Annotated in this window: 15 protein-coding genes; 7 read left to right on the top strand and 8 right to left on the bottom strand. The window is 68.8% G+C overall.

Features of this window, described 5'->3' with window-relative positions; genetic code table 11:
- Positions 1-38 precede the first annotated feature (38 nt).
- From ACX12L_RS10145 to lysS, 7 genes are all read right to left on the bottom strand, one after another.
- Positions 39-749: an ABC transporter ATP-binding protein gene (locus ACX12L_RS10145; protein ID WP_459262425.1), complete on the bottom strand. Its 711-nt coding sequence runs from the start codon at positions 747-749 to the stop codon at positions 39-41.
- A complete protein-coding gene (gene livG / locus ACX12L_RS10140; RefSeq protein WP_459262424.1) occupies positions 749-1,522 on the bottom strand; it encodes a high-affinity branched-chain amino acid ABC transporter ATP-binding protein LivG in 774 nt (257 codons plus the stop codon). The genes ACX12L_RS10145 and livG overlap by 1 nt, the downstream gene beginning before the upstream one ends.
- Positions 1,522-2,781, bottom strand: coding sequence for a high-affinity branched-chain amino acid ABC transporter permease LivM (locus ACX12L_RS10135; protein ID WP_459262423.1), 1,260 nt, complete (start codon positions 2,779-2,781; stop codon positions 1,522-1,524). The genes livG and ACX12L_RS10135 overlap by 1 nt, the downstream gene beginning before the upstream one ends.
- A complete protein-coding gene (gene livH, locus ACX12L_RS10130; protein WP_459262422.1) occupies positions 2,781-3,707 on the bottom strand; it encodes a high-affinity branched-chain amino acid ABC transporter permease LivH in 927 nt (308 codons plus the stop codon). The genes ACX12L_RS10135 and livH overlap by 1 nt, the downstream gene beginning before the upstream one ends.
- Positions 3,708-3,827: 120 nt before the next feature.
- Positions 3,828-4,946, bottom strand: coding sequence for a branched-chain amino acid ABC transporter substrate-binding protein (locus ACX12L_RS10125; protein WP_459262421.1), 1,119 nt, complete (start codon positions 4,944-4,946; stop codon positions 3,828-3,830).
- Between the two features lie 192 nt (positions 4,947-5,138).
- Positions 5,139-5,792, bottom strand: coding sequence for a mechanosensitive ion channel family protein (locus ACX12L_RS10120; protein ID WP_459262420.1), 654 nt, complete (start codon positions 5,790-5,792; stop codon positions 5,139-5,141).
- A gap of 5 nt (positions 5,793-5,797) precedes the next feature.
- Complete coding sequence (gene lysS, locus ACX12L_RS10115) at positions 5,798-7,345, bottom strand: lysine--tRNA ligase (protein ID WP_459262419.1); 1,548 nt, start codon at positions 7,343-7,345, stop codon at positions 5,798-5,800.
- Between the two features lie 81 nt (positions 7,346-7,426).
- Between lysS and ACX12L_RS10110 the strand changes: the two genes are divergently transcribed.
- From ACX12L_RS10110 to ACX12L_RS10080, 7 genes are all read left to right on the top strand, one after another.
- The gene (locus tag ACX12L_RS10110; protein ID WP_459262418.1) at positions 7,427-7,582 is read left to right on the top strand and encodes an NAD-binding protein; all 156 of its coding nucleotides are present in this window, start codon (positions 7,427-7,429) and stop codon (positions 7,580-7,582) included.
- Complete coding sequence (locus ACX12L_RS10105) at positions 7,579-8,757, top strand: hypothetical protein (protein WP_459262417.1); 1,179 nt, start codon at positions 7,579-7,581, stop codon at positions 8,755-8,757. Before ACX12L_RS10110 ends, ACX12L_RS10105 begins: the two co-directional genes overlap by 4 nt.
- 89 nt (positions 8,758-8,846) lie before the next feature.
- Positions 8,847-9,503 (top strand): class I SAM-dependent methyltransferase, encoded by a 657-nt coding sequence (locus ACX12L_RS10100; protein ID WP_459262416.1) that lies wholly within the window; start codon positions 8,847-8,849, stop codon positions 9,501-9,503.
- Positions 9,500-10,507, top strand: a complete 1,008-nt coding sequence (locus ACX12L_RS10095; protein ID WP_459262415.1) for a glycosyltransferase family 2 protein — start codon at positions 9,500-9,502, stop codon at positions 10,505-10,507. Before ACX12L_RS10100 ends, ACX12L_RS10095 begins: the two co-directional genes overlap by 4 nt.
- Positions 10,504-11,202, top strand: coding sequence for a class I SAM-dependent methyltransferase (locus ACX12L_RS10090; protein WP_459262414.1), 699 nt, complete (start codon positions 10,504-10,506; stop codon positions 11,200-11,202). Before ACX12L_RS10095 ends, ACX12L_RS10090 begins: the two co-directional genes overlap by 4 nt.
- Positions 11,195-12,346: a DegT/DnrJ/EryC1/StrS family aminotransferase gene (locus ACX12L_RS10085; RefSeq protein WP_459262413.1), complete on the top strand. Its 1,152-nt coding sequence runs from the start codon at positions 11,195-11,197 to the stop codon at positions 12,344-12,346. The genes ACX12L_RS10090 and ACX12L_RS10085 overlap by 8 nt, the downstream gene beginning before the upstream one ends.
- Before the next feature lie 8 nt (positions 12,347-12,354).
- Positions 12,355-12,936: a sugar transferase gene (locus ACX12L_RS10080; RefSeq protein WP_459262412.1), complete on the top strand. Its 582-nt coding sequence runs from the start codon at positions 12,355-12,357 to the stop codon at positions 12,934-12,936.
- A gap of 303 nt (positions 12,937-13,239) precedes the next feature.
- Here ACX12L_RS10080 and ACX12L_RS10075 read toward each other — a convergent pair whose 3' ends face one another.
- Positions 13,240-15,138, bottom strand: coding sequence for a polysaccharide biosynthesis protein (locus tag ACX12L_RS10075; RefSeq protein WP_459262411.1), 1,899 nt, complete (start codon positions 15,136-15,138; stop codon positions 13,240-13,242).
- Between the last annotated feature and the right edge of the window lie 12 nt (positions 15,139-15,150).

Here is a 15,150-nt window from a genome sequence, read left to right as displayed (position 1 = left end):
GTTAGGCCGGGTTTTCATGCCCGGCCCAACCTCTGGTGTCAGGCGCCCAGGTAGGCCTTGCGCACGTCGGCGTTGGTCAGCAGGTTGGCGCCCGTGTCCTCCAGCACCAGGCGGCCCGTTTCCAGCACGTAGCCCCGGTCGGCGATGGACAGGGCGCGGTTCGCGTTCTGCTCCACCAGGAACACCGTCACGCCCTGCGCGCGTATCTCCTGGATGATCTCGAAGATCTGCGCAATGATGAGCGGCGCCAGGCCCAGCGTGGGCTCGTCGAGCAGCAGCAGGCGCGGCTTGCTCATGAGCGCGCGGCCTATGGCCAGCATCTGCTGCTCGCCGCCGCTCATGGTGCCCGCGCGCTGGTTGGCGCGATCCTTCAGGCGCGGAAAGAGCTTGAAGGCGTATTCCATGCCCTCGCCGATCGCGTCCTTGGACTGGAAGAAGCCGCCCATCTGCAGGTTCTCCACCACCGTGAGGGCCGGGAAGATGCGCCGCCCCTCGGGCGAAATGGCGATGCCCTTGCGCATGATGAGGTGGGACGGCGTGTTGGTGATGTCCTCGCCCTCGAACAGCACCTGGCCGCTGCTGGCGCGCGGGTTGCCGCACAGCGTCATCAGGAGCGAGGTCTTGCCCGCGCCGTTGGAGCCGATGAGCGAGACGATCTCCCCCTTGTTGACGTGCAGGCTGACGTTGTTGACGGCGCAGATCGCGCCGTAATGGGTGCTGATGCCTTTGAATTCCAGCATGGCTTGCATCATTCCTCTCCCAGGTAGGCCTTGATCACGCGCTCGTCCTTCTGGATGGCGTCGGGCGTGCCCAGGGCGATCGGGCGGCCGTATTCCATCACCAGGATGCGCTCGGACACGCCCATCACCAGGCTCATGTCGTGCTCGATGAGCAGCACCGCCACGCCGTACTCCTGGCGCAGCTTCTCGATCAGGCCCTGCAGGTCCTTCTTTTCCTGCGGGTTCAGGCCCGCGGCGGGCTCGTCGAGCATGAGCACGCGCGGCTTGGTCACCATGCAGCGCGCGATCTCCAGGCGCCGCTGGTGGCCGTAGGCGAGGTTGCCAGCCTCGCGGTTGACGAACTCGCGCAGGCCCATGTAGTCCAGCCAGTGCAGGGCGTTGTCCAGGGCCTTCTGCTCGCTTTCGCGGTAGCCGCGCGTCTTGAACAGGCCCGTGAGCAGGTTCGTGGACAGGTGCCGGTGCTGCGCCACGAGCAGGTTCTCCAGCACCGTCATGTGCTTGAACAGGCGCACGTTCTGGAAGGTGCGCACCAGTCCGTGCAGCGCCACGCTGTGGCTGCCCTGGCCGGCGATGTCCTGCCCCTGCAGGCGGATGTTGCCCGTGGTGGGGCGGTAGAAGCCGCTGATGCAGTTGAACACCGTCGTCTTGCCCGCGCCGTTGGGGCCGATGATGGCGAAGATCTCGCGTTCCTTGACATCGAAGGCGATGCCGTCGACGGCCAGCAGGCCGCCGAAGCGCATGCTCAGGCCCTCGACGTGCAAAAAGCTGTTGCCGGCTGCCATCACTTCACCTCCACGTGGTGGCGTTGCATGGGCAGCAGGCCCTGCGGGCGCCACACCATCATCAGGATCATCACCAGGCCGAAGATCAGCATGCGGTACTCGGCGAACTCGCGCGCGAACTCGGGCAGGGCGGTGAGCAGGATGGCCGCGAGGATCACCCCGAGCTGCGAGCCCATGCCGCCCAGCACCACGATGGCCAGGATCAGCGCCGACTCGATGAAGGTGAACGACTCGGGGTTCACGATGCCCTGGCGCGCCGCGAAGAACGCGCCGCCGAAGCCCGCGAACATGGCGCCCAGCGTGAAGGCCGAGAGCTTGATCTTCATGGGGTTCAGGCCGAGGGAGCGGCAGGCGATCTCGTCCTCGCGCAGCGCCTCCCAGGCGCGGCCTATGGGCATGCGGATCAGCCGGTTGCTGATGAACAGCGTGACCACCGCCAGCAGCAGCGCCATCAGGTACAGGAAGATCACCATGTGCATGGAGTTGAACTCCAGCCCGAAGAACTGGTGGAAAGTGGTGGCGCCCTCGGCCGAGGGGCTGCGCGCCATCTCCAGGCCGAACACCGAAGGCTTGGGCAGGCCCGAGATGCCGTCGGGGCCGCCGGTGAAGTCCGTGAGGTTGACCAGCAGCAGGCGGATGATCTCGCCGAAGCCCAGCGTCACGATGGCCAGGTAGTCGCCGCGCAGCCGCAGCACCGGAAAGCCCAGCACGAAGCCGAACAGCGCCGAGGCGGCGCCCGCCAGCGGCAGCGCCTCCCAGAAGCTCCAGCCCGCCCAGTGGAACAGCAGCGCATAGGTGTAGGCGCCAACGGCGTAGAAGCCCACGAACCCCAGGTCCAGCAGGCCGGCGAAGCCCACGACCACGTTCAGGCCCAGGCCCAGCATCACGTAGATCATGGCCAGGGTGGCGATATCGACGGCGTTGCGCCCGGCGAAGAAGGGCCAGGCCACGGCCAGCAGCAGCGCCGCCGTGATCCACACCCCGCGCTGGCGCGCGGGGATGGCGGGCAGCTTCGGCCAGGGCAGGTGCATGTTGCGCCCCGCGAACAGGGGTCGCAGCATCTGCGCGATGAAGACGAGCAGGCAGGCCCAGGCCACGTTGCTCCAGTGCTGCGCGATGATGGTGCGTACGCCCGCGCGCTCCAGGTGCAGGCCGAAGATGGGCGTGACCACCACGGCCGTGAGCACCGTGGCCGTGAGGGCATGGGCCAGGTTCTGGCGCCAGCCGGGGCGGGCGGAGGAGGAGATGGCGGCGCTCATCAGACTTTCTCCACTTCAGGTTTGCCGAGCAGGCCCGTGGGGCGGAACAGCAGGATCAGCACCAGCAGGCCGAAGGCCACGATGTCCTTGTATTCCGACGAGATGTAGGCGGCCGCGAAAGTCTCCGCCACGCCCAGCAGCACGCCGCCCAGCATGGCGCCGGGTATGGAGCCGATGCCGCCGAGCACGGCCGCCGTGAACGCCTTGACGCCCACGATGAAGCCGATGAAGGGGTTGAGCTTGCCCACGGCGAGCGCGATCAGCACGCCGCCCACGGCCGCCAGCACCGCGCCCAGGATGAAGGTGAACGAGATCACGCGGTTCACGTCGATCCCGAGCAGCCCCGCCATGTGCATGTCCTGCGAGCAGGCGCGCGAGGCACGGCCCATGCGCGAATGCTTGATGTAGAGCGTGAGGGCGATCATCAGCACCACGGTGACGACGATGATGAGCACGCGGGTGTAGGGCACGAAGATCTCGAAGCCGCTTTCGTCGCCAAAGCGCAGCGCGCCCGGCAGCAGCGAAGGCACGGCCATGTCGCGCGCGCCCTGGCCCAGGGCCACCCAGTTCTGCAGGAAGATGGACATGCCGATGGCCGAGATCAGTGCCACCAGGCGCGGCCCGTTGCGCAGCGGCTTGTAGGCCACCTGCTCGACCACGAAGCCGTACACGCCCGTGACGAGCACGGCGACCAGCAGCATGAGGGCGATGATGACGGCAATCGGCAGGCCGCTCTGCGTGCCGATCGCGGCCAGGGTGACCAGGCCCGCGTAGGCGCCGATCATGTAGATTTCGCCGTGCGCGAAGTTGATCATGCCGATGATGCCGTACACCATGGTGTAGCCGATGGCAATCAGGGCGTAGATCGCTCCGAGCGACAGGCCGTTGAAGAGCTGCTGGAGCAGCTGCGGCAGGAATTCAGACATCCTGGGCCTCTCGATAAAGAGATGGGGAACAAATGGGCGGCCATGCCCGGGGGGCACGACAAAACCCCGACGGCCCCGCCTCCTGGCGGAGAGGGCGTCGGGGTGAAGAGCGCAGGCAGCTTACTTGGCGACGGACTTGCTGCCGTCCTTGTGCCACTCGAAGATCTGGAAGTCGAAGGACTTCAGGTCGCCGTTCTTGTTCCAGCCGATGGCGCCCAGGGGCGTCTCGAAGGTGGTCTTGTGCATGTGGTCGGCCACCTTGGCGGGGTTGTCGCCCACGGCCTTGATGCTGTCGATGATGACCTGCGCGGCAGCGTAGGCGGTCATCTGGAAGGCGCCGCCGGCGTCGCGCTTCTTGTCCTTGAAGGCCTTCACGATGGCGGCGTTCTTGGGGTTGGTCGAGAAGTCTGCGGGCAGGGTCAGCAGCATGCCTTCGACGGCGGGGCCGGCGATGGCGTTGACCTCGGGGTTGCCCACGCCCTCGGGGCCCATCATCTTCACCTTCAGGCCCTGCTCGCCGGCCTGGCGCAGCAGCAGGCCCATTTCGGGGTGGTAGCCGCCGTAGTAGACGAAGTCGACGCCAGCGCTCTTGAGCTTGGTGATGACGGCGGAGTAGTCGCTGTCGCCGGCGTTGATGCCCTCGAACAGCGCCACGTTGATGCCGGCCTTCTTCAGGTCGTCGCGCACCGAGGCGGCGATGCCCTGGCCGTAGGACTGCTTGTCGTGCAGCACGGCGACCTTCTTGGGCTTGACCTTCTCGATGATGAACTTGGCGGCGGCGGGACCCTGCTGGTCGTCGCGGCCGATGGTGCGGAAGATGAAGTGGTAGTTCTTGCCCTCGGTCAGCGCGGGCGAGGTGGCCGAGGGGGTCACGACGACCACGCCCTCGTTGTTGTAGATGGGGGCGGCGGCAATCGCCGCGCCCGAGCATACGGGACCGACCACGTAGTGGATCTTGTCGTTGACCACGCGGTTGGCGGCGACGGGGCCTTGCTTGGGCTCGCAGGCGTCGTCCACGGTGACCAGCTCGATCTTCTTGCCGTTGATGCCGCCGGCGGCGTTGGCCTGTTCCACGGCCGTGTTCACGCCTTCCTTGACCATGTCACCGTATTGGGTGACGGGCCCGGTGGCCGGGACGACCATGGCGATCTTGACCTGTGCATGCGCGGTGGACAACAAAGCCGCGCTGGCCAGGCCCAGTGCGGCGACGACGGTGTGCATGCGGAACGGAATGCTCATAAAACGATCTCCAACTTTTGGTGAAGCGGTCTGAAAAATCGTCAGGCCCCGGTGGGGGCCTGCGATCAAGACCACCATGGTTAACCGTGCGCATGGTATTGGCAACAGGGTAAGCAAGGCTGGTGCTGTCGCCAAAATTTTGCTACGGCAGGCAGGTAATTGCCATGGATCAACTTCCCTGAAATGGCTGTCTCAGGGAAAGCTGGCGGCCTTGGGGGCCGCAGCGGATTCTGCCGCATCCGCTGCGGTGCGCGGTGCGGGATGCATCTTGGCAGGCGGCACCGGCATGCCGGCGCGCCAGCGGCGCACGACGCGCTGGAAGATCAGCGCATTGGGGATCTGCAGCAGCGTTCCGGGCTCGGGGGCGGTGGCGTCTTCCAGCGTGGTGTACAGCAGGTTGATGTCCAGCACGCGGCCCAGGGCGCCGGGTTTTTCCGCCGTGTCCAGCAGCTCGATGTGGTCGCCCACGCGAAACGGCCCCACGGTGAGGATCAGGAAGGCGCAGAACAGGTTGGACAGCACGCTCCACGCGGCGAAGAAGGCCACTGCGCCCACGGTGGCGAAGCCGGTGAAGGCCGTCCACAGCACGGCCGCGGACACGCCCAGGCGCTCCAGCGCCAGCAGGGCGGCGCCGCCGAGGATGAGCCAGCGCACCACGGCATTGATGGGCGCCAGCAGCTCGTGCGGGAACTGGTAGTGGTCGCTGGCCCGCCGGATGAGGCGCCGCACGATGTAGTGCAGCAGCAGCGCCGCCAGCACGATGAGCGCGATCTGCACGCCCGGCACGATCACGTCGAGCCAGTCGTGCGCCCAAGGCGGCAGGATGGTCTTCAGGCGCTCCAGCATGGGGCTCACTGTTCGCGGCGCAGGGCCGGGAACAGGATCACGTCGCGGATGCTGGGGCTGTCGGTAAGCAGCATCATCAGGCGGTCGATGCCGATGCCGCAGCCGCCCGTGGGGGGCATGCCGTACTCCAGCGCGCGCACGAAGTCGTGGTCGAAGAACATGGCCTCGTCGTCGCCGCTGTCCTTGGCCGCCACCTGGGCGTTGAAGCGCGCGGCCTGGTCCTCGGCGTCGTTGAGCTCGGAAAAGCCGTTGCCGAACTCGCGGCCGGTGATGTAGAGCTCGAAGCGCTCGGTGACCTCGGGGCGTGTGTCGTTGGCGCGCGCCAGCGGCGAGATCTCGGTCGGGTGCTCCATGATGAAAGTGGGCTGCCAGAGCTTGTCCTCCACCGTTTCCTCGAAGTACAGCACCTGCAGGCTGGCCAGGGAGCGCGTGGACAGGCGGTCCTTCTCCTCGGTCATGCCCAGCTTCTTGAGCGCGCTCACGAGCCATGCGGCGTCGTCCACGTGCGCGCCGGCCTCGGTGTATTCGTAGATGGCCTCGCGGATCGTCAGGCGTGCAAAGGGCTGGGACAGGTCCACCGCGCGAGCGCCGTAGGTCAGCTGCAGCGTGCCCGTGGCCTTGAGCGCCGCGTCGCGCACGAGCGCTTCGGTGAAGTCCATGAGGTCGCGGTAGTTCCAGTAGGCCGCGTAGAACTCCATCATCGTGAACTCGGGGTTGTGGCGCACCGAGATGCCTTCGTTGCGGAAGTTGCGGTTGATCTCGAACACGCGCTCGAAGCCCCCCACGATGAGGCGCTTGAGGTACAGCTCGGGCGCGATGCGCAGGAACATCTCCTGCTCCAGCGCGTTGTGGTGCGTGACGAAGGGCCGGGCGTTGGCGCCGCCGGGGATGGGGTGGAGCATGGGCGTCTCCACCTCGAGGAAGCCGTGCTCGATCATGAACGCGCGGATGCTGCCGATGGCCTTGCTGCGCGCCACGAAGCGGCGGCGCGCGGCCTCGTCGGTCATCAGGTCCACGTAGCGCTGGCGGTACTTGACCTCCTGGTCGGCCACGCCGTGGAACTTGTCGGGCATGGGGCGCAGGCTCTTGGTGAGCAGGCGCAGGCGCGTGACCTTGACCGACAGCTCGCCCGTCTTGGTCTTCATGAGCAGGCCTTCCGCGCCCACGATGTCGCCCAGGTCCCAGCGCTTGAAGTCGGCATAAGCCTCTTCGCCGATGGCGTCGCGCGTCACGTAGAGCTGGATGCGCCCGCCCGTGTCGCCGAGGGAGCCGTCCTGCAGCGTGGCGAAGCTGGCCTTGCCCATGACGCGCTTGAGCATCATGCGGCCGGCCACGCTGACGGTTACGTCCTGTGCCTCCAGCGCCTCGGCATCGAGCGCCCCATAGCGTTGCTGCAGGCTGGCCGCGTGGTTGCGCGGCTTGAAATCGTTGGGAAACGCCACGCCCAGGCCCTGGGCCTGGCTCTCGCGCAGGGCCTTGAGTTTCTCGCGGCGCTCGGCGATGAGTTGGTTTTCGTCCTGGGCGGCGGCGGGGCTGGTCTGTTCGGAGGACATAGGGGAGTGTAGGAAGATGGGCCAGGGAGCGTGGACAATGCTTGGCTCCGGGGGGAAACCCATGATTTTATTTCACACGTCATGAAGATCGCCATCGTCGGTGCCGGCTACGTGGGCCTGGCATCGGCAGCCTGCTTCGCCGAGCTGGGTCACAACGTCTGTTGCATGGATCGCCACGCCGGGCGCATCGCCCGCCTGCTAGAGGTCCCCTGCCAGGGCGTGGGGTGCGGAGGATGAGCTTTTCGAGCGTGCGCGCGGCCGTGGGTTGGACGCTCGCGCAGCACGGCGCGTTCTTCGTCTCGGCCTGGCTCGTATCGTGGTGGGCCGGGGCGGGGCGCTTCGGCGAATGGAGCCAGGCGCTGGCCCTCGCCACCGTACTGGCCGCGCTCATCACGCTGCGCATGGAATACGCGGGCCAGCTCGACGCGCGCGCGCCGCGCGCCGCATCGCTGTTCGAGGCGGCGCGGTGGCTGGCACTCAGGCTGGGCCTGGGCGTGGCAGTGCTGGGCGCCGGCGTGGCGTTGGCCGCGGCCGTGCCGTGGTGGGCGGGCGCGGGTGCACTGGCAGTGGCGCCGCTGGCGCTCGTGCAGGTGCGCGCCGCCGGGCATGCGCGCGAGGGCCGGGTGGCCCTTGCTGCGGCGGTACGCGCGCTGCCCGCGCTCTGCATGGTGCCGCTGCAGGCTATTGCCTACGTGCTGCAGGCGCCCGAGGTCATCGTCTGGAGCCTGCCTGCAGCCGCGTGGGCCAGCCTTTGCGTGATGCGTGCTCCGCCGCATGGCACGCGCCGCCTACAGCGCTTGCTGTGCACGCGCTGGTCTTTCGTGCGCGCGGAGTGGCTGGGGCTGGCGCTCAACACCGCCGCCAACCACGGGCAGGTGCTGGCCGTGGGCCTGACTGCGGGCGACGCTGCAGCCGGGGTGATCGCGCTCGGGATGCGCGTGGCGATGCTGCCGACCAGCCTCGTCGGGCTGGCCTGGGCCGATGGCCTGCGCGCACAGGTCGTCGCGAGCGGCTCGCGCGCCCAGGCGCGGGAGGTGGTGACGGCGGCGCTGCGGCGCATGGCGGGCGTTTCCATTTCCATGCATCTCGTGGGCGCGCTGGCCGCGTGGCTGTTGCTGCCCTGGCTGTTCCCCACGCTGGGGCACGAGCTGGCGCTGGTCGTGCTGCTCCTGCTGCCTCTGGGCACCGTGCGCATGGTCGCCAGCCCCGTGGCCTTCCTCCCTGCATGGCGCGGCTGGTTGGGCCTGAGCCTGTTGGGCCAGTGCCTGTTGTTCGCGGCCGCTTTAGGCGCGGCGCTCGTGGGTTTGCGCTGGGGTGCGGCGGGCGTGGCGACGGCCTATGCGGCGGCGGCCACATGTATCTACGTGGGTTACCTCGTGTGCGCCCTGCGCGCGGTTCGCACCGATACTTAGCGGGTGGTAATTTTCAAAAATGATAGCTTTCATCGGTTGGTGCACATGACAAAATGCCAGTTTGATATGTATTCTTGGAAACGCGCGACATGGGCAGGCAAGGCAAGGTAGGCGCGGCGCGCGAGGCGGGGCTGGCGCGTACCTACTACACGGGCGATGCGAGCTTCACGCCCGAGCACCTGCATTCCCTTTCGTTCCAGATCCTGCAGCTGCGCGCCTTCCGACCGCACCGCGTGTTGGAGGTGGGCATCGGCAACGGCTTCGTCTCCACCTTCCTGCGGCAGTCGAGCATTGAGGTGGTGACGGCAGACATCAACCCCGCGCTGGGTGCGGACGTCTGCGCGCCGCTCGCAGACCTGCCCGCGCGCCTGCGCGGCGAGCGGTTTGACGTGGTCTCGTGCTGCGAGGTGCTGGAGCACATCCCGTTTGAGCAGTTCGGCGCGCACCTCGACGTGCTGCGCGCGCTGGCGCCCAATGCCTTCATCTCGCTGCCGGGGCACTTCCCCTGGCTGGGCTTTGCGGGGCGGCTTGGCATCCACAACCGCTTCGTGAACGTGTGCCTGGGGTTGCGCATCCCGTGCCGCAGGCGGCTGACCGACGGGCACTACTGGGAGATCGGATCGCAGTGGAGCACGCGCTGCACGGCCCTGGCCGCGCAGATGCGCGAGCGCTTCGGGGGGGTGGAAAGCGGCGTGTTCCCCATGCACCGCTATCACTATTACTTCCGCTGCGGGGAGGGCGCGTGAGCCTGCTTTCGGTGATCGCCCCATGCCGCAACGAGCGAGTCCACATCCTCGCGTTCTGCGAGAGCGTGGCGCGGCAGGAACTGCCGCCCGGCTGGAGCATGGAAGTGCTCGTGGCCGACGGCCAGAGCGACGACGGCACGCGCGAGCTGCTCGACGGCTGGTGCGCGCAGGATAAGCGTTTCCAGCGCGTGGACAACCCCGGCCGCATCGTCTCCACGGGCCTGAACCGCTGCATCGCGCAGGCGCGCGGCGAGGTCATCGCGCGGCTGGACATCCATAGCGAATACGCGAGCGATTACCTCGCGCAATGCATCGCGGCGCTGCGCGAGAGCGGCGCCGACAACGCCGGCGGCCCCTGGCGCGCCGAGGGCCGCACGCCCATGCAGCGTGCCGTGGCAGCGGCCTTCCAGTCGCGCTGGGTGGCGGGCGGCGCGCGCTCGCGCGTCCTGGACTACGAGGGTGAAGTGGACACGGTCTACCTCGGCTGCTGGCCGCGCGCGACGTTCGAGCGCGTGGGGGGCTTCGACGAGCGGCTGGTGCGCAACCAGGACGACGAGCACAACCTGCGCATCCGCCGCGCGGGCGGGCGCATCTGGCAGAACCCGCGCATCCGCTCCACCTACTTTCCGCGCGCGCGGCTTGCGCAGGTATTGCGCCAGTGGGCGCAGTACGGCTACTGGAAGCCCTTCGTGATCGCCAAGCATGGGCAGCCCGCGGCGCTGCGGCACCTGGTGCCCGCAGCGTTCGTGCTCGCGCTAGGGCTGGGCGTGGTGCTGGCGGCCGTCGTGAGCCCCTGGCCGCTGGCCGCGCTGCTGCTGGCCTATGGCGCGCTGCTCGTGCTGGCGCTCGCGGGCATGGACGGCCTCACGCCCGCGTACGCCGCGCGCGTGGTAGCCGTGATCGCGGCCTGCCACCTGGGCTACGGCTGGGGATCGCTGTGCGGCTGGTGGGACGTGCTGCACCGCCGCGAGCCCCGGACCGCCTACGGAGCCTTGACGCGATGACGCGCCCGTCCGAGACCGAGGCCGTCCGTGCGCGCTACGCGCGCCGCGACGCGGCGCGGGATGCGCAGCGCTACGCGCTCACCGATCCCTACGCCCTCGCGGCCTGGCAGGAACGTCAGCGCGCCATCGTCCAGCTTCTGCGCGGCCGTGACTTGGCCGGCCTCGCGGTGCTCGAAGTAGGCTGTGGCAGCGGTGGCAACCTCCAGGATCTGATCCGCCTGGGCACCGACCCCGCGCACGTGCAGGGCATCGAGTTGCTGGAGGCCCGCGCCGCCCAGGCCCGCGCCCGGCTCCCCGCCGCGTGCCGCATCCGGAGTGTCGACGCGCTGCACGCCGACCTGCCCGAGGGCAGCCAGGACTTGGTGCTGCTGTTCACGGTGTTCTCGTCCGTCCTCTCCGCCGATGCGCAGCAGGCGCTGGCCGCGCGCGTCTGGCAATGGCTGCGGCCCGGCGGTGCGGTGCTGTGGCACGATTTCACCGTGAACAACCCGCGCAACCCCGACGTGCGCGGCGTGCCCCTGGCGCGCGTGCGCGAACTGTTCCCGCAGGGCCGTGTGCAGGCGCGCCGCGTGACGCTGGCGCCGCCGCTGGGGCGCGCGTTCTGCCGCGTGCATCCTGGCCTCTATGCCTGGGCCAATGCCGTGCCGTGGCTGCGCACGCATGTGCTTTGCCTGATCGATAAGCCCCATGACTGAATTCCTGCCCTTCGCCCTGCCCGACATCGGCCCCGAGGAAGAGGCCGAGGTGCTCGACACCCTGCGCTCCGGCTGGCTCACTACGGGCCCCAAGGCGCGGCGCTTCGAGGCGGCGTTCGCCGAATCCCTGGGCGACACCAGCTTGCAGACCATCGCCGTCAATTCCGCCACCGCCGGGCTGCACCTGGCGCTGGAGGCGTTGGGCATCGGCCCGGGCGACGAGGTAATCACCACCACGCACACCTTCACGGCCACGGCCGAGGTGATCCGTTACCTGGGCGCGCAGCCGGTGCTGGTGGACGTGGAGCGCGCGTCGCTCTGCATCGATCCCGTGCAGGTGGCGCGGCGCATCACGCCGCGCACGCGCGCCATCATCGCCGTGCACTTCGGTGGGCGCAGCGCCGACATGACGGCCATCCTGGCGCTGGCGCGCTCGTACGGCATCAAGGTGGTGGAGGACGCGGCTCATGCGCTGCCCGCCACGCATGGCGGGCAACTCGTCGGAACCCTGGAGAGCGACGCCACGGTGTTCAGCTTCTACGCCAACAAGACCATGACCACAGGCGAGGGCGGCATGCTGGTCATGCGCGACCCGCAACTGGCTCACCGCGCGCGCGTGATGCGCCTGCACGGCATCGACCGTGATGCGTTCGCGCGCTTCAACACACCCGTGCCCGCGTGGCGCTACGACGTGATCGCACCGGGCTTCAAGTACAACCTGACTGACGTCGCCGCCGCCATCGGCCTGGCGCAGTTGCCCAAGCTGCGGCGCATGCAGCAGCGGCGCGAGGCCATCGCGCGCATCTACCTCGGCGCGCTGACGGATCTGCCGCTCACGCTGCCGCCGCTGCCGGCGCCGGGCGACCTGCATGCGTGGCACTTGTTTCCCATCGAGGTGCAAGGCATGCCGCGCGACGCCTTCGTCGATGCCATGTTCGCACAGGGCATCGGCATGAGCGTGCACTACGTGCCGCTGCATCAGATGACGTACTGGCGCGAATCGTGCGCGCTGCGGCCCGAGGATTTCCCCGTGAGCCAGTCCATTTACGAGCGCACCGCGTCGCTGCCCATCTACAGCCGCATGAGCGATGAAGACGCGCTGCGCGTGGTCTGCGCCGTGCGCCACGTGCTGGAGCGGGCGTGAAGCGCTGCATGGACGTGGCCCTTTCCCTGATCGCCCTCGCGCTGCTGTGGCCGCTGGGGCTGCTGGCGGCGCTGGCGATACGGCTCGATTCGCCCGGCCCGGTGTTTTTTCGGCAGGAGCGCGTGGGGCTGCGCGGGCGCACGTTCCGCATCCACAAGTTCCGCACCATGCGCGTTCATGTCAGCGGCCCGTTGGTCACGGCGAGCGGCGATGCGCGCATCACGCGCGTGGGCCGCGTGCTGCGCCGCTACAAGCTCGACGAACTGCCGCAGCTCATCGACGTGCTGCGCGGGAGGATGAGTCTCGTCGGCCCGCGCCCCGAGGTGCCGCGCTACATGGCGCTCTACCCCGAGGCGGCGCGCGGCAGAATCCTCTCGGTGCGCCCCGGCATCACTGACCCGGCGAGCATCGCCTTCATCGACGAGGAGGGCATCCTCGCCGCCGCACCGGACGCCGAGCGCGCCTACGTGGACACCATCATGCCCATCAAGCAACGCCACTACCTCGACTACGTGGAGCACCGCAGCATGGCGGGCGACCTGCGCATCCTGCTGTGCACCGTGGGCGCGGTGTTCGGGAGGCGTGCATGAGCCTTTGGCGCAGCATGTGCGCAAGCCGCACGGTGGCGCTGTTCGCGCTGGCCGACCTGTCGACGGCGGCGCTCTCGTGGTGATCCGCGTTCCGGTTGCGTTTCAGCTTCGAGATGTCGGATGAATGCCTCGGCATGGCGCTGGACACCATGCCCTGGGCCGTGGGCTGCATGGCCCTGGGGCTGGCCGATCTGCGCCGCTCGCCTGGGGCGTGCTGCTGGGCCCGCCTTGCGGCTATGGTGCGCTATCCGGGTTTCGCGCTGCAGGTCAGCAGCGTGAGCGTGGCGCGCAGCAGGCCGGGCGTCATGGGCTGGCCGGGCCGGCGGGCTGGTAGCCGGGCACCATCTGCCGCAGCAGGGCCATGATGGCAGGCGTGTCGCCGGCCAGTGCCGCGCGGCGCAGGGCCTCCAGCCTGGGCTGCATGTCTGACCATGGCGCGTGCTCCTCGTGCGCGCGCAGTATGCGCGGGTGCGCCGTGGGCAGGGGGTTGTCGCCTATCAGCAGCTCCTCGTACAGCTTCTCGCCGGGGCGCAGGCCGATGAACCGGATCTCGATGTCGCCGCTCGGGTGCGCGTCGCTGCGCACCGTGAGGCCCGACAGCGCCACCATGCGCCGGGCCAGATCCACGATGCGTATGGGCTCGCCCATGTCGAGCAGGAACAGGTCGCCGCCCTCGGCCATGGCGCCGGCCTGCAGCACGAGCTGGGCCGCCTCGGGGATGGTCATGAAATAGCGCGTGACCTCCGGGTGCGTGACCGTGATGGGGCCGCCCGCGGCGATCTGGCGCCGGAACAGCGGGATCACGCTGCCGCTGGAGCCCAGCACGTTGCCGAAGCGCACCATGGAAAACGTTGGCGCGCGGGCGGTGCCGAACGGCGGCCGGCCGCAGGCGGAGATGGCCTGCAGCACCAGTTCCGCGATGCGCTTGCTCGCGCCCATGACGTTGGTGGGGCGCACGGCCTTGTCGGTGGAGATCAGGACGAAGTGGCGCGCGCCGTGCTCCATTGCGGCGCGGACCACGGAAAGCGTGCCGAACACGTTGTTGAATGTGCCCTCCGCCGCGTTGGCCTCGACCATGGGCACGTGCTTGTAGGCGGCGGCGTGGTAGATGGAGCTTGGCTGATGCTCCCGGCAGATGCGGGCCATGCGTGCCTCGTCGGTCACGCTGGCGAGCAAGGGCACGAGCGTGCAGCGGGCGGTGTCGCCGTCTTGCTGCGCTTCGATGGCAGCCTGCAGTTCCTGGTGGATGCCGTAGAGCGCGTATTCGCTGTGGTCCACCAGCAGCAGCCTGGACGGGTGGGCGCGCAGGATCTGCCGGCACAGTTCGCTGCCTATGCTGCCGCCCGCGCCCGTGACGAGCACCACGGCGCCGCGCAGGTTGCGCTCGAGCAGGTCCCGGTCCGGGGCCACGGGCGCGCGGCCCAGCAGGTCGACGATGTCCAGGTCCTGGAAGTCGGTCACGCTCACGCGGCCGCTCGCGAGGTCCGTGAGGCTGGGCAGCGTGCGGATGCGCACAGGCAGCTCGCTCAGGTGCCCGATGATGTCGCGCCGCCGCTCGTGCGAGACGCTGGGCAGCGCCAGCAGCACGTCGGTGATGCCTTCGCGCTCCACCAGCGCCGGCAGGGCGCTGGCGCCATGGACGCGGGCGCCGTTGATGCTGCTGCCGGCCTTTCTGGGGTCGTCGTCCACGAAGCCGCGCAGCGTGTACTGGCGTGCGCCTGCCAGGCCGGCGGCCGTCTGCGCGCCCGCGACGCCGGCGCCGTAGATCAGCAGGCGGTAGCGCGCATCGCGTGTCTGGCCCGAGAGCCAGAGCCAGCCCAGCGTGCGGCTGGTGCCTATGAGCAGCAGCAGGATCAGGGGCTGCAGAATACCCACGCTGCGCGGCACGCCCTCCCATTTGGCCAGTAGCAGCAGAACGAGCAGCAGCGCGCCATAGGTGGCGACGGCGCGGCCGGTCGCCAGCAGCGCGGCGATGCCGTTGTAGCGGAAGATGGCGCGGTACAGGCCCATGTGGACGAAGACGGGGAAGGCCATGGCCGGCCCGAGCAGGTAGACCAGCCATTGCAGCCCCTCGGGCCAGTGCAGGGTGTCCAGCCGCAGCGAAAAGGCCAGCCACATCGCCAGCAGCCCCAGGCCCAGGTCCAGCGTGACGACGACCAGCCGCTTGATGGAGCGAGGCCAGGTCAGTGCTTGCATCAGCATGTGTGCGGCATT

It is taken from the genome of Alicycliphilus sp. T452 (assembly GCF_054512775.1).
This window is presented reverse-complemented; position numbering and strand designations above follow the sequence as displayed.